The organism is Pseudoalteromonas sp. D15MCD-2, from assembly GCF_038562745.1.
In the GTDB taxonomy this organism is placed as follows: Bacteria; Pseudomonadota; Gammaproteobacteria; order Enterobacterales; family Alteromonadaceae; genus Pseudoalteromonas.
Window position 1 is genome coordinate 3,506,262 of sequence record NZ_JBCFQE010000001.1, and the last position, 18,847, is coordinate 3,525,108.

Below are 18,847 nucleotides of genomic sequence, written 5' to 3' on the forward strand. Positions count from 1 at the left end.
CTAGTTTATTGATAGCAATCTTCAGGAAGAAACTATGCTTCTATTTAATACCGCTGCAGCTGATGTTGTTTATAAAAAACAAAAAACGTGCCCTCACTGCCATAGCGAACATTATTCTTTAAGCAATCATAGTAAAGTTTTACGCTTTACTATTTTGCCCATCATGCCACTTTCTATTAATTATCAAAGACAATGTGATGACTGTGGCTATGTTACTCCTGCACCTTGGTATTCACTGCCCGCCTTAGAGTTAGCGTCGTTTATAAAATACTTTATTGGCCTATTCATTATCGTTTACCTATTAACAAATGCATTAATCGGTGCGAATGAACAAACTGAAAATGAGCAAAATTACTTAAACGAGCCAAAGTTATTTGATACCTATTTTGTCTATTCAGATAAATTTACTGGCAAACCAAAACGTATTAATAACTTAAAAGTAGCTCAGCTCGTTGAATTCGATGACAAGAACATGACTTTTAGAGTTGCTAACTACACTTACAAGTACAACAAAGACATCGAAATTGCGATGCGTACCAGCATGCTAGTTCAAGATGATTACTTTTCTAGTAAAACCCTGACTTTCAGTAAGTCACAAATAAAGCAGCTTTATGATGAAGGCAGCATTTATAAAATTATGCGACCTGAGCTTTATAGTTTATTTGGTGGTTTTGTTATGCACCCGCCTAGACCTAAGCCTTTATATACGGGCGTTAAGCTCGATAAACATAATCAGGAAGGGATTACTTACTTCAAAGATGGCCTATACGAGGAAGCGTTGAAAAGTTTTACGCTGTCTGCGGAAGATGGTTATGCATGGGGGCAATTAAACTTGGGTCAGATGTATCGTGATGGCCAAGGGACAGAAGTGAATAACGAAAAAGCAGCTTACTGGCTCAACAAAGCTACCTTACAAGGGAATCCTAAAGCAAAGATTGAGCTCGCAGAGCTATGCTTGAGTTACGATTGTAGTAAATTGAATACTCAATAATCTATTACCCATAAATATCACACATAAGAAACCAGCCTAATTATATGGTTCTCACTATTTACTTTGATTTTGTTATGTTATAACATTTTGTACTGACGTAGTATTTATACTCTTTTAAAGCCGAGTTACTCTCCCTGCTCTGCTTTTGAGATTACGCAGCCTGATGAAAGAATCATCTTTTGAGTTTGTATAACTTGAAGGAAGACCTTGCACACTAGCACGCTTACGTTCCCGTGCTAAATCCTTGCCGGCGAGCTTGCTCGCCGGCACTTTTCTTTAAAGCTTTAAATGATCATCTAAGAAAGCCAATACTTTTTTATAGTAAAGAGTGCGGTGCTCTTCTTTATAAAAACCGTGGCCTTCATCATCTAGAATAGTGATTTCATATGGATGCTTAGCTTTTTTCAACGCTGCTTCTAATGATTCTGCTTGCTCAATTGGCGCACGTTCATCTTCACCACCATGCACAATAAGCACTGGTGCTTTTAGCTTATCGACATTATAAGCAGGCGAGAATGCTTTTAACTCAGCCTCATCTGTACCAATCACTGTTTTTAGGAAATTAACACCATAGCTTCGGGCTTGCGTGTCACCTTCTTCATACATAAGAGGCAAGTCGTAAACTCCCATCAGGCCAATTGCACACTTGAACATATCCGGCTCGATAATCGCGCTTTGTAGTGCCAATTGCACACTTGAACATATCCGGCTCGATAATCGCGCTTTGTAGTGCTGAGTAACCACCGAAGCTGGTTCCCATAATACAAATATTATCTTTATCAACTGTGCCGTCATTAATTAATAGTTTCACACCATCAATAATGTCGTGTTGAATATTTTGCCCCCACTGGCGATAGCCAGCTTCTTGGAAGTTCATACCAAACCCTTTCGAGCCTCGGAAGTTAACCTTTAATACCGCCATACCTTTATTGGCTAACATTTGTACTTCTGGATCGTAGCCCCAGTTATCACGTGCAATTGGGCCACCATGTGGCATAACAACTAAAGGTAAGTTTTTCTCAGCTTTGCCATTTGGCACAGTTAAATAAGCAAGAATTGTTAAACCATCGCGGCTTTTAAAACGCAGTGGTGTGGTTTGCGCCATATCTTTTTGGTTTATCCAGCCACGCGCAGAGAATAACGCTCGTAATTTATTGGTATTCGCGTCATATAGATAATATTGCCCAGGGTTTATATCGCTCGATGCGAAAATAATATTTTTTGAATCATCTTCTGTACTGCTAACTAGCTGTACTTGACTGCCTGGCAGTGCGCCCAATAAATCTTTAAGACGCTGCGATTTAGGCGAATTGCTATCAACAAACGCATAGCTTGGGTAGTCAGCCTCGGTTTCTATGGCAAATAACTCTTTAGAGATTTCATCAACCCAAATATGTGACGGTGAAACATGCTTATCTTGAAAGATTTTCGTCACTTCTTTGGTTTTTAGGTTAATCTTAATAAGGCTTTCTGCTTCTCCACCCTTTGATGCAGTGGCATATACAGACTCGCCAGATTTATCAAATGCCTTTAATGAAATATCGGTGTAATTAATACCTTCTAAATCGAGCTCTTTCCAAAAACCGCCTTCGGGCTCTCGTACATGAAGTGTCGCATTGAGGTAATCGTCACTTGATTCAGCGATACGAACGTTACCATCATGGTCCGTTAGAAATTCACCCATAGGTGCTGGTGATCGCGTAATTAAAGTGCGCAGACCGCGATATACATCGACTTCATAAACAACGGTAGTTGGTTCATTGGTTGCAGTCCACGGGTAAGTGACAACCAAAACTTTTTTATCATCATGAAGTAAGGGATCTAAAAGGTATGACGTTCCTTGAACTGGTGTTTGCTTTTTTAACCGAGTACCAGTTTGCTGTTCACCATGGTAACCAATTACGTATGCGCCACGGCTACCATCGACGTTCACGGCAAATAACTCACCATAATAAATAGGGGTATCTTGCCAACCTTTTAAATACTCTTTTTCAAGAATAACACGCTCGTTGTTAACCCAATGGTATTCGCCAACCTGTGCATTACCCGGAAAAGCAACCGCATGGGTTACTGCAAACTTGGTTGTATCAACAATGATGAGTGAATTTTTACCTTCGTGTTTTTTTATAGCTGCGACGTAGTTGCCATCAGGAGAGATAGTTACACGACTAAAGTCATTACCTTTACTAAAGTCTTCTACTGATAATTTTGCAGGTTTAGCGAAGCTGGTAAATGATAGCGTAAATAACGCTAGTCCCAGCACAAAAGTGAGGTATCGAGACATGATTAACTCCATTTAACGATTTAATTATTATTTTTAACTGAGCAATAATAAAGCAAAGACCCTATATTTGCTACAAAAATTTAACAAAACAACCCAATAATGGATGCTATTTAGCGACGAATTTTGTGCCAAAGTTCAACCACTAACACAACGATAACCCCGGCAATAACGCCTAATAAACCATCAAATATAATCGGCGTAGCCAGCTCACCCGTTTTACCAAGTAAACCCGTAATAAACTCTGTGCTGCCTTGCTGGGCGTGATGTAAAACGGGGATCCCATGTACCAATATGCCTCCGCCAACTAAAAACATAGCAACCGTTCCTGCAAAGGCTAAAAAGCGCATTAACTTAGGCGCTGCAGCAAGTAAAAACTTACCTACTAACTCTTTAAACTTACCGCCACTTTGCTGCGCTTTTTGCAGTAAATACAAACCAGCATCATCTAGTTTAACAATCCCTGCAACTAACCCATACACGCCAATGGTCATAATAATTGCTATTACACTAAGCACTAAAGCTTGATTCACCAGTGTAGCGCCAGCAACCGTGCCTAGCGTTATAACGATAATTTCTGCTGAGAGGATAAAATCAGTGCGGATCGCCCCTTTCACTTTTTGCTTTTCGTATTCTTGTAAGTCTTGTTGTTCAGCCAGAGTTTCATCTTCTTGTTGAGCATGACCAAATAGCTTTTCGATAATTTTCTCTGCACCTTCAAAGCACAAAAACAGCCCGCCAACCATTAACAGCGGAGTAATTAACCAAGGCAACCAAACACTAATCAATAATGCTGCGGGCACTAAGATGGCTTTGTTAATAAACGAGCCTTTTGCCACAGCCCAAACCACAGGCAACTCTCTATCGGCAGTTACCCCTGTGACTTGCTGAGCATTAAGAGCCAGATCATCACCTAACACCCCTGCTGTTTTTTTTGTTGCGACTTTACTCATCGTCGCAATGTCGTCTAAAAGTGTTGTAATATCATCAAGTAAGGTTAGTAAATTTGTGCCTGCCATGGTGGTTCCTTGCCCATTAAATACACTATCAACATAACTTATCCTGCCATTTTCACCAACGGTTAATTTTTCTTTGTTAGGCTTATAGCTCATTCAAAAATAGAGGTGTTTCTATGATTAAACCACTTCTCTCAGGGCTCGCTTTAGTTACCTTGTGCGCGTGTGCTGAGCAAAGTGCACCAAGCAATTATCTGTGCGATGAGACCCTCAGCGCCAGTATTGTTGAATACAGTGATGAGGAAGCAAGACTAACATTTAAGGAGAGTGAATTTTTACTCAATCGCCAAGTAAGCGGCTCAGGGGTTAAATACAGTGCCGATAATGTGCTGTTTTGGTCTAAAGGCGATGAAGCCATGCTGATTTTAAAAGGTAAAAAGTACCAATGTAGCTTAACTCAGTAATAGCAAAAGCTTTGCTTGCGAAATTAGCTTAATCAGTGGTTTTGAGTATAATAGCGACAGTTTATTCAGCGTTTAAGCGGCTATAATGAAATACAAAGATCTTCGCGAATTTATCGAGTTATTAGAACAAAAAGGTGAATTAAAACGGATCAAACAAGAAATTGATCCTTACCTTGAAATGACCGAAATTGCCGACCGTACTTTACGTGCCGAAGGCCCAGCTCTGTTATTCGAAAACCCTAAAGGCCACACTATTCCCGTTCTTGCCAACCTTTTTGGTACGCCTAAGCGCGTTGCAATGGGCATGGGGCAAGATGATGTTAGTGAACTGCGCGAAGTTGGTAAGTTATTAGCTTTTCTAAAAGAGCCTGAGCCACCAAAAGGCATTAAAGAGGCACTAGGGCAAATCCCAGTATTCAAACAAGTACTGAATATGCCAGCTAAAGAAGTAAAAAAAGCGCCTTGTCAGCAAGTTATACTTGAAGGCGATGATGTTGATTTAACTAAGTTACCTATCCAACATTGCTGGCCAGGTGATGCTGCTCCCTTGATCACATGGGGTCTAACGGTTACCAAAGGGCCTTATAAAAAGCGCCAAAACTTAGGCATTTACCGTCAGCAGCTATTAGGTAAAAACAAAATTATTATGCGTTGGCTATCGCACCGCGGTGGCGCATTAGATTTTCGTGAGTGGTGTAAAGAGCACCCAGGCGAACCTTACCCTGTATCTGTCGCATTAGGTGCCGATCCTGCGACAATCCTAGGCGCTGTAACACCAGTACCAGACACCCTAAGCGAATATGCATTTGCTGGTTTACTACGCGGTAGTAAGACTGAAGTTGTTAAATCGGTTTCAAATGACCTACAAGTGCCTGCTACCGCAGAGTTCGTGCTTGAAGGTTATATTATGCCGGGTGAAACAGCACCAGAAGGCCCTTATGGCGATCACACCGGTTACTACAACGAAGTAGACGAGTTTCCGGTGATGACGGTAACTCACATTACACATCGTGAAAACCCAATTTATCACAGCACTTACACTGGCCGTCCACCAGATGAGCCAGCAGTACTCGGGGTTGCTTTGAACGAAGTGTTCGTGCCAATTCTGCAAAAGCAATTCCCGGAAATTGTAGATTTTTACCTACCACCTGAAGGCTGTTCATACCGTATGGCTGTGGTCACGATGAAAAAACAATATCCAGGTCATGCCAAGCGCGTGATGATGGGGGTGTGGTCTTTCTTGCGTCAATTCATGTATACCAAGTTCGTGATTGTTTGCGATGATGATGTAAACGCTCGCGATTGGAACGACGTGATCTGGGCAATTACCACGCGTATGGACCCTGCTCGCGATACGACGATGATCGAAAACACGCCAATTGATTATTTAGATTTTGCATCACCAGTTTCTGGCCTTGGCTCAAAAATGGGCATGGATGCAACCAATAAATGGCCAGGCGAAACAGATCGTGAATGGGGTGAACCCATTGTTATGGATCCAAAAATCAAAGAACGTGTTGATGAATTATGGGACAGCTTAGATATTCTCTAGGCTGTGTCTATGTTAAACTGCTCAAAATTTAACGGTTATGAGTGCGATTCATAACCGAATTTGCTTCTGTGCTTATAAAGGTAAACTATGCAAACACTACTCGCTGACGTTGTTGCGATCAGCCCGCTTACAGACCATGTACATAAGGTCATTTTGAAACCACAGCAACCTGTGTCATTCGAGGCAGGCCAATATATGCAACTTGTATTAGGCGAAAAAGATAAGCGTGCCTTTTCTATTGCAAGCCGCCCGTCGCAAACTGAACAGATTGAACTACATATTGGTGCCGCGGGTGCTGATTCGTATGCAATGCAAGCGCTTGACCATTTACGTCAAGCTCATACAGAGCAACAGCAAGTTAATGTTGAAGTAGGCTTAGGTGTATCACAGCTGCGAGTTGAGGGTAAGCGCCCAATTATTCTACTTGCTGGCGGTACAGGTTTTTCTTATGCCAAATCAATGGCTGATCACCTTGCTGAAATCGGCTGTGAGCGTCCTGTATTATTTTACTGGGGTGTACGTGAGGAAGCTGCACTTTATGCTCATGATGAAATGCAAGCATGGGCAAACAGCAACCCACATTTCCAATACATTCCAGTAGTTGAAAATGCGCCGCAAAGCTGGAATGGCAAAACCGGTTACGTCCACAAGGCTGTTATGGAAGATATCGTGTCTTTAGAACCATATGATATATACATGGCAGGCCGCTTCGACATGATTGGCGTGGTTCGCGATGATTTTATTAATCATGGTGCGGTACGTGAGAACATGTACGCCGATGCATTTGCATTCATTAAATAACTAACTCATACCGGTTATTTTTAAGGCATCCAATTGGATGCCTTTTTTATTTGTTTTACCTATCGCCTTAATCCGTCTAAACGATTTCACAAACTGCATTTCCTTGACCATACTCTGATTAGAATAACGATGGGGAGAGACCCAAATGCTAAATACAAAAGTACAAGACTTTATGCAACGTAAGTTGCCACACATTACGCCTGAAACTGAAATGACCACCGCGATTAGCGAGCTGCAAAAGTTTAAATTACTAGGCGCACCTGTATTCGATGACAACAAAAGCCTAGTTGGCTTTATTTCTGAACAAGAGCTGCTGCAACCGCTCATGCAAAACAGTTATTTCTGTGATGGTGTAGTGAAGGTAAAACAGCTAATGCGCACCGATGTTGTCACGGTAAGTAGCGATCAAAACATCATAGAACTGGCAGATGGCATGCAAACTGGAAAGCCAAAAAACTACCCGGTTATCGAGGATGGTAAGGTTGTTGGCATGATCAGCCGAGGAGACGTGCTCAAGGCATTGTATGAAAACTATGTCTCATGCCAAGAGCACCAAGTGTAAGTTAGCTGCTTAACGATTAACAGCTAACTGTTTTAAAGCAGCTTTATCTGCATCGCTTAAATAAGCAATTTCAAGCGCATTAGCTTGCGCTTTTTCCATATCGGCTTGGCTTAAGCCTGCCGCAGGTGCTGCTACTTGATACTCATACGCTATTTCAATACCTTCAACTGCTGGATCATCAGTATTAATTGATGCCAAAATACCATGGTCTAAGAAGGTTTTTAACGGGTGTTTTGCAAGCTCAGCAACAGTGCTGGTTTGAATGTTACTGGTTAAGCAAGACTCAATACCAATGCGCTTATCACGTAAGTAATCCATTAGTGCATCATCTTCAATCGCTTTTACACCATGACCAATACGCGTTGCACCAAGCTCGTTAATTGCTTGCCAAATGCTTTCGCTACCTCGCGCTTCACCGGCATGAATCGTGGCAGCTAAGTATGCATCGTGAACTTGTTTAAAGTGATCAACAAATAGCTCACCCGGGAAACCAATTTCATCGCCAGCTAAATCAACCGCGACTAAATCATTTTTAAAAGCAAGAAGCGCATCAAGCTCTTGCTGACAGATTTTGGTGCCATATGTACGCGACATGATGCCGATTAAGTTAGCTTTAATTGGTGCGTTATGACACGCACTTTTTACACCATCAACCACTGCTTCAACAACACCTTGCGGGTGTAGGCCTTGGCTTTGCGCCATATAATATGGGCTAAAACGAAGCTCAACGTAATCGAGGTTTTGGGCAATCGCATCTTCAACGTTTTCGATAGCAATACGACGACAAGCATCGTAATCACCCAATACTTTTACACCCCAATCTAGCTTTTGTAAAAACGCCACTAAATTTGGTTCAGGGTCGATAACCTGTACGTGCGGAATAAGCGCTTCAATGTTGTCAGCAGGTAATTCAAGATTAAACTGACGACCAAGGTCTAAGATCGTTTGTGGGCGAACATTACCATCTAGATGACGGTGAATATCAAGCAAAGGGAGTTTGTTATTGATCATAATTAGCACTCAGGTTCAGTAAATTTGCGCGGATCATACGTACCCACGGCGATATTTCAAGTTTAGATGATTTTATTTACTTTTTAGAGGTCAAATGTCTGCTTTAATGGCTGCTAGCATTATGCAAAAAATGCCACAAAGTTTTAAAAAGTTTATCTGCATCAATTGGTTTAGTTAAATAACCATTCATACCACTGGCTAAGCCTTTCTTTAGGTCATCATCATGAGCATTTGCCGATAAGCCAATAATAGGTAAATCGGTGATCAGCAACTTATTACGAATAACCTTAGTCGCTTGTAAGCCATCCATATTCGGCATTTGAATATCCATAAGCACAAGGTCATAGCTTTTTTCACTGATCATCTTAATAGCCTCGTGGCCATCTTTAGCGATATCAGGTTGGCAGCCTTTAGTTTTTAAAATCGAACTCGCCACATGTTGATTCAATGGGTTATCTTCAACCAATAAAATTGCATCATTGGCAAATGAAACAGCAGTCACATCAATATCAGCTAACTCATCATCACTATGAATCACCTCTTCAAGAGGAGACTCAAATGGCAGCGAAATTGTAAACGTTGAACCTTGCCCCTCAGAGCTAGTTAGGCTTATCTCGCCTCCCATCATAACAATGAGTTTTTGACAAATGCTCAAGCCTAAACCTGTGCCACCAAAGCGACGAGAGGTTGAGCTATCGGCTTGTGAGAATGGTTTAAACAGTCGCTGCTGGGCCTCTTTACTGATGCCGATACCCGTATCAATAACACTAAAATAAGTAAATTCACCCTGCTGCCAAATACGTAATGTAATCGTGCCTTCTTGAGTGAACTTCACCGCATTGTTTAACAAATTCAACAATACTTGTTTTAAACGAATTGGGTCGGTATGGATAAGTAGGTGTTCAGAAGCATCAAGCTCAACTCTAAATTCTAAAGAGCGAGAGTTAAGCTCAAACTGCAATAAGTTAGTCAGCTCACTAACCAACGCATTCACATCTATTGGTTCTTGATGTAGCTCCAATCGCCCCGCTTCTATTTTAGAAAAATCTAAAACATCATTGATTACCCGTAATAGTACATTCAGTGCACCATCGGCTTGATCAATATAACCACGGGCTTGTTGCCAGTCAGGCTCTTGCATTGCTAAATAATGCAAACCCTTAATACCATTAATAGGCGTGCGTATTTCATGGCTCATATTCGCCAAGAACTCACTTTTAATTTGGCTGGCTTTATCGGCTTTTAATTTTTCTTCGCGAAGGCTTTGAGTTTGCTTTGCCACTTGCTGACGAATTTGAATATTAGTACCAGTTACAGAAATCAAAAAGGTGATCAATAACCAAACAAACAGCATACCGACTATTTGCGCCAACCAATAAGGCAACCATGACGACTGTGCAACTGACTCCCATAATTTTACCTGCCAAACGCGCTCACCAATAATAAAGTTGAAGCTAGCAATAGCTGTTGTACCTACACGGTGTGGGCTGTAAATTTCGACAGGATTACTGCCGTCAGTAACGTCATAGAAGCTGGCATCGATATCAGTGTTCTGATTAAAATTAAGTGTTTGTGCTAACACTTCTAAATTGACCACGGCGACAACATAACCTCTAAATCCGACCTGGTGATTAGTGTCTGAATAAACTGGGTTGAAGAATAAAACGCCCTTTTCGTTACCATCACCTTGCATCAGGGTAATAGGCTCACTGACGGTGACATTCTTAATTAACCGAGAGTCAGTTAACGCTTGTTTACGTAACTCGTTTGAGGCTAAATCAAAGCCTTGTGCTGGTTCGTTCCCTGCTAAAGGATGAATATATTGCACCGGAAAATAAACCGTTCGCTTACTCACTGGCTGCCACTGCCCTGCAGCATTTTTTTCTTTCACATAATAGTCAGCGCCCAGTTCATCACGCAGTAAATTTTGATAATTATTTAGTTGTGAGTGAATAACCTTAGGTGCCCACTCAAGGGCAAGAATTTCTTCGCTGTATTGTAGTTGCCTTGATGTGAAGCGCTTAAATTCGTCAAAATCAACCATGTCACTACTAGCAAAAAAAGTTGCGAGTAAGGCTAAGTGCGACTTAATTTCATCAACTTGGTGTTCAAGGTTCGTGTGAATAGCACTGACTTTAGCTTGCTGGCGCTGTAAGTCTTTGTCTTTTTTTACACTGGCTGCACCATAAAAGCTGACACAAATAACCACGTAAATTAATAGCGACGGCACAATGATTTGCAGCCGTTGGCGAGTATGGTGGTAACTAAATGCCGCTAAAATTAATGGCGTGAATATCAGTACCCCAATGCTATCGCCAATCCACCATGCGATAAAATTATTAAGCGCCGCATAACTCGGAATAACATTGTTAATGACCAGTAAGCCGGTGCCAATTGATGCAGCAATCAAGCTACACAAAGGGCCGCCAATCATTAAACCAAGCATACTTTGCTTTAATGACGATAATTCAATCGGGCGTTTAACGACATGAATGATAATGTAATAGGCAAGCCAAGCTTGGAATGTAGATGCAGTTGTTACGCCAATTGCCTGCAGCATCATTTGCCAGTGAAAAATATCAGTGGCTTTATCAAGGTGAATAAGGTTTACAAAGAATGCCCCTAGCAGAACCCCTGGCAAGGCACGATTTCTAAGTAGCAAGATACTGGCGAGCGCAATACCTGAAGGCGGCCATGCTGCAACCGCATAGCCATCAATCGCCAGCAATGAATTACTTAAGTACCCTGTAAGAAAGTAAGCAAGTGCAATGCTTATTGTCAGTGTAAATAAGTTCTTCAAGCCATCGCTCCTTTGCTGGCTGGAGTAAAATTATTGATAGAGTACCAATGCTTTTTCTGGTTGGGCACTCTTACTGTAGCTTAGCACCGCTTGCTGCAAATAAGCATGGCGATTATCTGCATTAAGCGCTTTATCAAACACTCGCGCGGCTAAGTCGTATTCACCGTGAGCATTAGCTAAACATGCTAGGGCTAGTAATAAGTCTGTATTTTCGGTGTCTTTTTTTAATACATCCTGCAAACTTGATTGCAGCTTGAGTGCATCGCCAGCGCTACTAGTACGTAAAATACGTGCTAAATCTTTATGCTGTAGCGGTTTTTTGATCATTTTAATTAAGCTTAGCTCAATTTTGTTTAACTCACCTGCCTTCGCCATCGCCGTTAAATAGCTTACCTCTGCGTGTGGCTTCAAGTTTTTGGCTAATTGCTCATAACGCTCAGTTAAATCCCCGTTTGACTGAGCTGCAAAGTAACGGTCGAACAATTGTTGCCATTCTTGCTCTGAAAGTACTTTTTTGCGTAATAAACGTGGCATAAAGTCATTAAGTGCCGCCCACTTTTGCTCTTGCACTAAAACATGGGCATACATTTTAAGCTCTAAACGAGAGGCTTTTTTGCGTTCAGCTAACGCTTTAAGGTCAGCAAAAATAGTGCTGGTTTCGCCGCTAGCAATCCATAAATTAGCCACTTTTAGCTGCTTATCTTGGCTTATTTTATCAAGATAGCTAATTGCTTTTTCATTTTCATTATTCGCCAGTGCCGCTTTAGCTAGAAGCGCAAAACGTATATCGCTCCACTTTTGTGCAACACTGTTGTTATCAAGTGCAAGCTCAAGCTCCGTATAATCGTTATTTATTAAGCTCCATACACCTTGCTCAATAGCCGCTTGTTTACGCTCTTCACTGCGCGCAAAGAAACCATGGCGTGTATGGCTATATAAAGATATTACGTAACGGCAAAGCTTATAAAGTAAAAACAGTGCAGCGAATGCCAATATTAAAAGTGCAGTAACGCCCCAAATAGTCCCTTCAATGGTTGTTTTATTAAAGGCAATTAGTACATAACCCTTTTGATCTATAAAAAAAGGGGCAATCCCTAAGCAGACTGCTATTGCAATAATGATTAATAAAAAGCGGATCATTGTGCCCACTCCTTCACCTGCTCAGTACTTTGTAATGACACTTTTGGACTAAAATTGAGCTGTTCTTTCGAAAGCTCAGCAAGACTTTTTAAGGCCGCTTTTGTTTGCGCATCATCTTGTTTAAAGTAATCTTTTACCAAGCTATGAGCAGCATCAACAGCACTAAAATACACACTGCTTTGTTTACTTAATACAGCATCTTGTGCTTGAGCTAAGTATAAACTTAAGCGCTGTTTTACTAGGTGACGCTCTTGCTCACTTAAAAATGGTGCGATAACCATATCTTCACGTGTGCGTACTTCTACAAAGAAGTCTTTAAACTGCTGCCACGACTTCGCAAGGTTTTGACGCCACTCACTCACATTTTCACTTAATTGATTTGGGTCTTCTTTGACGACCTCTTCAGGGAGTGAAATAGCATTAAATACCAGTTCATCAACTTTTTGATTAATGCCATGCAGTTTTAAATAAATTGCTTCAACAGCCACAGGTTCTATGGCATTCAAGGTTTGTAAATCTTGGTGAATTGCTTGGCGAATAGCGCCTGTACCCGGGTGCTCTGCAAGTAAGCTATCTAAGCGAGATAGCACAGCAGCAGCCCCTTGGTAATCGTGCTCTGCCCACAATTTAAACTCGGCCATACGCTGCAGGCTTGTGACTTCTTGCGGATTAAGCGTGAAAGTTTGCTGCTCGGCGCGCTTTAAAGCCGCTTGTAATTGCTGCTGTGTTTGCTCTGCACTTTCATTTAGTGCATCAGTGACCTTTTGTTCACTGTTATAAAGCGAGTGCTGCATTGTTTGTTGGGCACTTTTTAATGCATCAATTTGCTGCTGTAAGCGTAGGTTTTCATCTGTCAGCTCAGTCAATGCCACAGCCGATTGCTGATCGCTATTTAATTTTAGATAAAACTCATAGCCAACTGCACCAGCCACTAAAAGTGAAATAAGTAACGCTAAGCTACCTGTTTTGCTGATGCCTCTTTTAGCTTGTACAGGCGCTTTCGCCCCAATATTTGCCGTTTGCGCTTTTTTCTCTGGCTTTGCAGTCACTGGCTTTGCGGGTTGTTTTGATTCTGCTTCACTCATTTTGCTACCTTGCTGATTAATGCAGGTGAACATAGCGCTGTCGCTCGCCCCTGCAGCAATATGTATCTGTGTTCTTGCGACATTCTGTTGCTTTAAATAATCAGCGATACGCTCACTGGCAACGAAAAATTGTCGCTCTTTCAACCATGCAAGCTGAGGCTCATTTAGGCCATTAAAAATGGCATCCACCGCTGCATTACTGGTAATGACTATACCTTCTACATCAATTGTTTGCCAGTGGTCCATCCACTTACCCGGTTCGCTCTCAATTGCGCTCCGCTTGTAAACAACCAACTGATTTAATAAAGCACCACGTTGTTTTAAGGTTTTTGCTATGGTCGTGCGCCCACCTTCACCTTTCACTAAAACGATGTTACTTAGTTCAACATCTTGTAGTGTTTTTAATTCAAGCAGACCTTCTGAATCATGCTGTTTGGGCACTGCGGCTCGTCGCCCAAAGGCTTCATAAACCGCATCAGCCGTTTGCTGACCGACCGCATAAAGTTGCGCTGCTTTGTTGATGGTTGGTGTGAGTTTTAATAAGGCATGCACGGCATCTTGCGAGATAAAAATGATTTTATCGGCATTTTCTAGCGGCGCGAGCTCACTACTATTTACGGTGAGGTAATCTAAGGTAAGGACTGGACACAGGGTTGTTTGATAACCCGCCTGCTGAAGCTCAAGAGCAAGCTCAGTGCCTTTTCCTTCTGGACGAGTTATCAAAATATGCATATTAAGCGTCTCTATATACTTCAGCTAAAATTTTATCAGCACCTTGCTCAAGTAGCTTTTCAGCAAGTGTAATACCTAACTGCTCTGCGTCAGCCACAGGGCCTGTCACTTCATCACGCAGCATTTGGCTGCCATCAATAGCGCCCACTAAACCACGTAAATGCACTTGCTCACCATCAACCAATGCAAATGCACCAATTGGCACTTGGCAACCACCTTCTAAACGGCGATTCATAGCACGCTCAGCATTAACGCGAATACGTGTTTCATTATGTTCGAGTGGCGCTAATAGTGCTTTTGTCACTTCATCATCAATACGGCACTCAATACCCACAGCACCTTGACCATTTGCAGGTAATGATACCTCTGGCTCGATAAAAGCTGTAATACGCTCAGGCATTTCTAAACGAATTAGACCCGCTGCAGCTAGGATGATTGCATCATATTGACCATCATCTAGTTTTGCTAAACGAGTATTAACATTACCGCGTAAATCACGAATGTCTAAATCTGGGCGAGCTTCGCGAATTTGGCATTGGCGGCGTAAGCTTGATGTACCAACAATAGCGCCTTGTGGTAACTCATCTAAGCTTTTGTAGTTGTTTGATACAAACGCATCGCGCGGGTCTTCACGCTCACAAATTGTGTGTAACGCTAACCCTTCAGGAAACTCAACAGGCACATCTTTCATTGAATGCACCGCGATATCTGCACGACCATCAAGCATGGCTTGCTCAAGCTCTTTTACGAATAAGCCTTTACCACCAATCTTGGCCAGTGGTGTATCAAGGATAATATCGCCTTGCGTCGACATAGGAACCAACTCTACCGTTACATCGTCGTGGAAGTGCTCTAGTTGAGCTTTTACAAATTCAGCCTGCCATAAAGCAAGTGCACTTTTACGGGTAGCGATACGAACTAGTTTTGTTGTCTGTGTCATGAAAAATCCAATTAATTATCAGGCTGATACTAAATATTACTCAGCTAAAATTCTAAATTCTTTTTGGGCCAGTAAGTTGCCATCTGCGTCAATAACTTCAACACGCCAATCACCCAGTTGTTCTGGCATAATGTTTTTCGTTGAATAAGTACGAAAACGTGGACTACTTACGGCCAATTCAATCGAAGCAAGCTGTTGACCTTGGTAATACCATTGGTGACGAACAGCTTGTCCCTGCATATTTCTAAGCTCGCTAAAAAAGCTCAGGCTATTGCTTATTTGCGCTAATTTTACATCGTTTTTTAAAACGTTTACTGGTTCTCGATCAACAACATCGGTTGTTAATACCGCGCGGCTTACTTTATCTGTGTCTATTTTAGCGCCAATTGCGACGCTGGCAATATGTGCTGACTGCGAAAACTGCTGCTGAGCATCTGGAGCTGCAGCAATCTCTACTTGCTGTTCAGTTTGTGGTGCTTCTTCACCATCAAGGGTGACAGCTAGTGTTTTAGGTTGTTGCTCATCAACAACCTCTTCACTGTCGATCTCAGGCTCTACTGTTGTAACGTCAGATTCTACAATGTTTGAACTCACAACCTCTGCTTTAGTAGTTTCTGTGCTATCAGCCTGCGGTGTTTGCTCATTCATTAACGAAACATCGACTTCTTTTGGCTCTTCTTGCTCAGCGTCATTTAAAGAAGCTTGTAATTCAGCATTTGTAAACTCTGCTTGCGGTTCATCTTGCGGAGATTGTTCAGCATTTACAGCACCAGTAAAGCTATACACTAAAATAGCCAATGCTACTAAGATAACACTGCTAACCATAAAAATGCGTCGCCAATGCCATTGATAAGTCACTGCTGTCGGTGTTGAACTTGCCGATTCAACGGCATTCATATTTGCTGTAATTACAAGTTTCTTTGTCATGTTGGCCTCTAAAACCAAAAAATTAACTCAAGCGAGCAATTAACCACTCTCGAATAGCCATCAGCTCTTCACCACAAACTTGGTGCGCCATCGGATAGTCTTGCCAGCTTACTTCCATGTTGTTAGCGCTAAGCACGTCAAATGCTTGTCTGCCCGCGCTATGCGGTACCACATCGTCAAATCGACCATGTGCCATAAAAATATTTAACCTCTGCTGCTTGGCTTCATCAGCAAATTTTGCAGGCACACACATATAGGTTGAAAGTGCCATTACACCCGCTAATTTATAATCTAGACGTGGCGCTAAGTGCAGCGATACCACACCTCCTTGCGAAAAACCGGCAAGAATAATTTTGTTTGGGGCGATACCATTTGCTATTTCTTGATCAATAATTGCTGCCACTTTTGCAGCAGATTCACGCACTCCTTGCTCATCAGCACGCTTATCTAAATCCATCGATTTAATATCGTACCAAGAACGCATTGCCATACCACCATTTATGGTGACCGGCTGCACTGGCGCATGTGGAAACACAAAACGTACGCCAAGCTCTTTTGGTAGAGCAAGTTGCGGTGCAACGGGAGCAAAACCATCACCCGAATCACCTAAACCATGTAGCCAGATAACCGTTGCTTTGTGGTCGCCTTGTGCTGAGTACTCAACAAACTCTAAACTCATAGTTCAGAACGCCATTCAATTGTTTGACCTGCTTGGCGAGTTGCCGCATCACACATAAATTGCCAAAACTCTGCACCTGAGCGGTTATCAATCCACTTATCGTCGCGTAGTTCAAAATGGTGACCGTTAAATTTAGTCGCTACCCAAACTTGGTGTAATGGTGCTTGCTTGTTGATCACAATTTTACTGCGATCAGGAAAGATGATTTCTAAAATACCTGACGCTGATTCATAGTCTAAATCGGCATCACATTCATCGATTTGCTCTTCAATAGTTAGCATTAATGCATCGGCTAGTGTGTGGTATTCATGATCAGTCATTTTAGTGTCCTTTAACTGGCTTTAAGCCTAGATCTGGGGGCAGATTGTGTACATCAAGTGTAACAGGAATAAATTCATCCGCGAATAGCTGCATTTTTTAAATATTCTGTTACTCTGCGATTATAAAGCCAGCAACCGTATTAATCTAATGAAAGAGACTCATAGCCAAAAATTAAAAACCATTTTACCTCTAAGCGCCCTTCTACTAACCCTAGCAGGTTGCGGACAAAGTGGTGCTCTTTATCTGCCAGATGATACTAAGCCGCCTGCAAAGTCTCAGCCGCAAGCTGATCCATCCGAACAACCAGAACAAAAACAGGACCAATAGATGGACTTTTTTAACTACAATAATAATCAGCTGTTCGCTGAAGACATCGCTGTCAAAGAGCTTGCCGAACAATATGGTACGCCTTGTTATATCTATTCTCGCAAAACCTTTGAACGTCATTATCTAGCATTCGCTGAAGCTGCTAAGTCACATAAAAGCTTGGTGTGCTATGCCGTAAAAGCCAACTCAAATATTGCCGTGCTTAATATTTTAGCGCGACTTGGTTCAGGTTTTGACATTGTCTCAAAAGGAGAGCTTGCGCGTGTCATCCAAGCAGGCGGAGACGCAAGTAAGGTTGTTTTTTCTGGCGTTGCAAAAACCGCTGACGAAATTGCCTATGCACTTGAATTGGGGATCAAGTGTTTTAACGTTGAGTCAGTGGCTGAGCTTGAGCGTATTTCAAAAGTGGCAACGGATCTTAACTTAGTGGCACCGATTTCGATTCGCGTAAACCCAGATATAGATGCAAAAACGCACCCTTATATCTCAACCGGCTTAAAAGAGAATAAGTTTGGTATAGATATTCAAACTGCGGTAACTGTGTATCAACATGCAGCATCATTACCCGGTTTAAAAATTACCGGTGTAGATTGCCACATCGGTTCGCAGCTAACGGAAATAAAACCTTTCTTAGCAGCCCTTGAAAAAGTACTGACTCTTATCGAAGAGTTAAAAGCGGTTGGCATCAAGCTAACTCACCTAGATATCGGTGGTGGTCTTGGGGTGCCTTATAATGGCGAAACACCTCCTCATCCAAGCGAGTATGTTGATAAAATTACCGCTCGATTAGCAGACTACCAAGATTTAGAACTTATTTTTGAACCTGGTCGTGCGATTGCAGCCAACGCAGGTATTTTAGTTACTAAAGTTGAGTTTATTAAACAAAACCAAGATAAGTTCTTTGCTATTGTTGATGCAGGCATGAACGATATGTTGCGTCCATCGCTGTATCAAGCTTGGCAAAGTATTGTACCAGTTGAACCTCGCGCAGATGATACGCCTACTTACAACTACGACATTGTCGGCCCTGTCTGTGAAACCGGTGACTTTTTAGGTAAAGACCGTGAGCTTGCACTTCAAGCCGGTGACCTTTTAGCGCAGCGCAGCGCTGGCGCATATGGTTTTACCATGAGCTCAAACTACAACTCACGCCCGCGTGTTGCAGAGATTATGGTGGATGGCCAACAAAGCCATTTAATTCGCCAACGCGAAACCTTAGAAAGCCTTTGGCAAGGTGAGAAAATTTTACCATAAACGTTTTTATAACCGCCCTGCTCT

18 protein-coding genes are annotated in these 18,847 nt (G+C 42.0%); 7 read left to right on the top strand and 11 right to left on the bottom strand.

Annotated elements, in window-relative coordinates; translation table 11 throughout:
- Positions 1-34 precede the first annotated feature (34 nt).
- The gene (locus AADY36_RS16100; RefSeq protein WP_285221979.1) at positions 35-991 is read left to right on the top strand and encodes a tetratricopeptide repeat protein; all 957 of its coding nucleotides are present in this window, start codon (positions 35-37) and stop codon (positions 989-991) included.
- A 276-nt stretch (positions 992-1,267) separates the two neighbouring features.
- Here AADY36_RS16100 and AADY36_RS16105 read toward each other — a convergent pair whose 3' ends face one another.
- The 3 genes from AADY36_RS16105 to AADY36_RS16115 all read right to left on the bottom strand — a co-directional run bounded on the left by AADY36_RS16105 (position 1,268) and on the right by AADY36_RS16115 (position 4,291).
- Entirely contained in the window at positions 1,268-1,597 is a 330-nt protein-coding gene (locus AADY36_RS16105; protein WP_342409283.1) for an alpha/beta hydrolase family protein, read from the bottom strand.
- Positions 1,590-3,275, bottom strand: coding sequence for an alpha/beta hydrolase family protein (locus AADY36_RS16110; protein ID WP_342409225.1), 1,686 nt, complete (start codon positions 3,273-3,275; stop codon positions 1,590-1,592). Before AADY36_RS16110 ends, AADY36_RS16105 begins: the two co-directional genes overlap by 8 nt.
- A 110-nt stretch (positions 3,276-3,385) precedes the next feature.
- Positions 3,386-4,291: a DUF808 domain-containing protein gene (locus AADY36_RS16115; RefSeq protein WP_342409226.1), complete on the bottom strand. Its 906-nt coding sequence runs from the start codon at positions 4,289-4,291 to the stop codon at positions 3,386-3,388.
- Positions 4,292-4,404: 113 nt separating this feature from the next.
- On the opposite strand from AADY36_RS16115, the gene AADY36_RS16120 reads away from it, so the two are divergent.
- The 4 genes from AADY36_RS16120 (at position 4,405) to AADY36_RS16135 (ending at position 7,607) form a co-directional block, all read left to right on the top strand.
- The gene (locus AADY36_RS16120) at positions 4,405-4,692 is read left to right on the top strand and encodes an MliC family protein (protein WP_054563672.1); all 288 of its coding nucleotides are present in this window, start codon (positions 4,405-4,407) and stop codon (positions 4,690-4,692) included.
- A gap of 85 nt (positions 4,693-4,777) precedes the next feature.
- Positions 4,778-6,244, top strand: a complete 1,467-nt coding sequence (gene ubiD, locus AADY36_RS16125; RefSeq protein WP_054554671.1) for a 4-hydroxy-3-polyprenylbenzoate decarboxylase — start codon at positions 4,778-4,780, stop codon at positions 6,242-6,244.
- An 87-nt stretch (positions 6,245-6,331) separates the two neighbouring features.
- Complete coding sequence (gene fre, locus AADY36_RS16130; protein ID WP_342409227.1) at positions 6,332-7,045, top strand: NAD(P)H-flavin reductase; 714 nt, start codon at positions 6,332-6,334, stop codon at positions 7,043-7,045.
- Positions 7,046-7,190: 145 nt separating this feature from the next.
- Entirely contained in the window at positions 7,191-7,607 is a 417-nt protein-coding gene (locus AADY36_RS16135) for a CBS domain-containing protein (RefSeq protein ID WP_054563674.1), read from the top strand.
- Positions 7,608-7,616: 9 nt separating this feature from the next.
- Here the strand turns inward: AADY36_RS16135 and add are convergent, their stop codons facing one another.
- The 8 genes from add to cyaY form a co-directional block, all read right to left on the bottom strand.
- Entirely contained in the window at positions 7,617-8,618 is a 1,002-nt protein-coding gene (gene add, locus AADY36_RS16140; protein ID WP_342409228.1) for an adenosine deaminase, read from the bottom strand.
- 103 nt (positions 8,619-8,721) lie between these two features.
- Positions 8,722-11,418, bottom strand: coding sequence for a CHASE domain-containing protein (locus AADY36_RS16145; protein ID WP_342409229.1), 2,697 nt, complete (start codon positions 11,416-11,418; stop codon positions 8,722-8,724).
- Positions 11,419-11,448: 30 nt separating this feature from the next.
- Positions 11,449-12,558: a heme biosynthesis HemY N-terminal domain-containing protein gene (locus AADY36_RS16150; protein WP_239962440.1), complete on the bottom strand. Its 1,110-nt coding sequence runs from the start codon at positions 12,556-12,558 to the stop codon at positions 11,449-11,451.
- Positions 12,555-14,375 carry a uroporphyrinogen-III synthase gene (locus tag AADY36_RS16155; protein ID WP_342409230.1) on the bottom strand — a complete coding sequence of 607 codons (1,821 nt, stop codon included), beginning with the start codon at positions 14,373-14,375 and terminating at the stop codon, positions 12,555-12,557. Before AADY36_RS16155 ends, AADY36_RS16150 begins: the two co-directional genes overlap by 4 nt.
- A gap of 1 nt (position 14,376) precedes the next feature.
- Positions 14,377-15,315, bottom strand: coding sequence for a hydroxymethylbilane synthase (hemC, locus tag AADY36_RS16160; protein ID WP_054554664.1), 939 nt, complete (start codon positions 15,313-15,315; stop codon positions 14,377-14,379).
- Positions 15,316-15,351: 36 nt separating this feature from the next.
- Positions 15,352-16,242, bottom strand: a complete 891-nt coding sequence (locus AADY36_RS16165) for a DUF2914 domain-containing protein (RefSeq protein WP_342409231.1) — start codon at positions 16,240-16,242, stop codon at positions 15,352-15,354.
- Between the two features lie 22 nt (positions 16,243-16,264).
- A complete protein-coding gene (locus tag AADY36_RS16170; protein WP_342409232.1) occupies positions 16,265-16,921 on the bottom strand; it encodes an alpha/beta hydrolase in 657 nt (218 codons plus the stop codon).
- On the bottom strand, positions 16,918-17,241 hold the full coding sequence (gene cyaY / locus AADY36_RS16175; RefSeq protein WP_054554661.1) for an iron donor protein CyaY: 324 nt from the start codon (positions 17,239-17,241) through the stop codon (positions 16,918-16,920). The genes AADY36_RS16170 and cyaY overlap by 4 nt, the downstream gene beginning before the upstream one ends.
- A 148-nt stretch (positions 17,242-17,389) precedes the next feature.
- On the opposite strand from cyaY, the gene lptM reads away from it, so the two are divergent.
- Entirely contained in the window at positions 17,390-17,569 is a 180-nt protein-coding gene (gene lptM, locus AADY36_RS16180; RefSeq protein WP_054554660.1) for an LPS translocon maturation chaperone LptM, read from the top strand.
- Complete coding sequence (gene lysA / locus AADY36_RS16185) at positions 17,570-18,823, top strand: diaminopimelate decarboxylase (RefSeq protein WP_054563682.1); 1,254 nt, start codon at positions 17,570-17,572, stop codon at positions 18,821-18,823.
- Positions 18,824-18,847 lie beyond the last annotated feature (24 nt).

What these genes read in the sequence shown, in the direction of transcription:
- AADY36_RS16100 (WP_285221979.1), top strand. Translation starts at nt 35, where the DNA reads ATGCTTCTATTTAATACCGCTGCAGCTGATGTTGTTTATAAAAAACAA.
- AADY36_RS16105 (WP_342409283.1), bottom strand. Translation starts at nt 1,597, where the DNA reads ATGTATGAAGAAGGTGACACGCAAGCCCGAAGCTATGGTGTTAATTTC.
- AADY36_RS16110 (WP_342409225.1), bottom strand. Translation starts at nt 3,275, where the DNA reads ATGTCTCGATACCTCACTTTTGTGCTGGGACTAGCGTTATTTACGCTA.
- AADY36_RS16115 (WP_342409226.1), bottom strand. Translation starts at nt 4,291, where the DNA reads ATGGCAGGCACAAATTTACTAACCTTACTTGATGATATTACAACACTT.
- AADY36_RS16120 (WP_054563672.1), top strand. Translation starts at nt 4,405, where the DNA reads ATGATTAAACCACTTCTCTCAGGGCTCGCTTTAGTTACCTTGTGCGCG.
- ubiD (WP_054554671.1), top strand. Translation starts at nt 4,778, where the DNA reads ATGAAATACAAAGATCTTCGCGAATTTATCGAGTTATTAGAACAAAAA.
- fre (WP_342409227.1), top strand. Translation starts at nt 6,332, where the DNA reads ATGCAAACACTACTCGCTGACGTTGTTGCGATCAGCCCGCTTACAGAC.
- AADY36_RS16135 (WP_054563674.1), top strand. Translation starts at nt 7,191, where the DNA reads ATGCTAAATACAAAAGTACAAGACTTTATGCAACGTAAGTTGCCACAC.
- add (WP_342409228.1), bottom strand. Translation starts at nt 8,618, where the DNA reads ATGATCAATAACAAACTCCCTTTGCTTGATATTCACCGTCATCTAGAT.
- AADY36_RS16150 (WP_239962440.1), bottom strand. Translation starts at nt 12,558, where the DNA reads ATGATCCGCTTTTTATTAATCATTATTGCAATAGCAGTCTGCTTAGGG.
- AADY36_RS16155 (WP_342409230.1), bottom strand. Translation starts at nt 14,375, where the DNA reads ATGCATATTTTGATAACTCGTCCAGAAGGAAAAGGCACTGAGCTTGCT.
- hemC (WP_054554664.1), bottom strand. Translation starts at nt 15,315, where the DNA reads ATGACACAGACAACAAAACTAGTTCGTATCGCTACCCGTAAAAGTGCA.
- AADY36_RS16165 (WP_342409231.1), bottom strand. Translation starts at nt 16,242, where the DNA reads ATGACAAAGAAACTTGTAATTACAGCAAATATGAATGCCGTTGAATCG.
- AADY36_RS16170 (WP_342409232.1), bottom strand. Translation starts at nt 16,921, where the DNA reads ATGAGTTTAGAGTTTGTTGAGTACTCAGCACAAGGCGACCACAAAGCA.
- cyaY (WP_054554661.1), bottom strand. Translation starts at nt 17,241, where the DNA reads ATGACTGATCATGAATACCACACACTAGCCGATGCATTAATGCTAACT.
- lptM (WP_054554660.1), top strand. Translation starts at nt 17,390, where the DNA reads ATGAAAGAGACTCATAGCCAAAAATTAAAAACCATTTTACCTCTAAGC.
- lysA (WP_054563682.1), top strand. Translation starts at nt 17,570, where the DNA reads ATGGACTTTTTTAACTACAATAATAATCAGCTGTTCGCTGAAGACATC.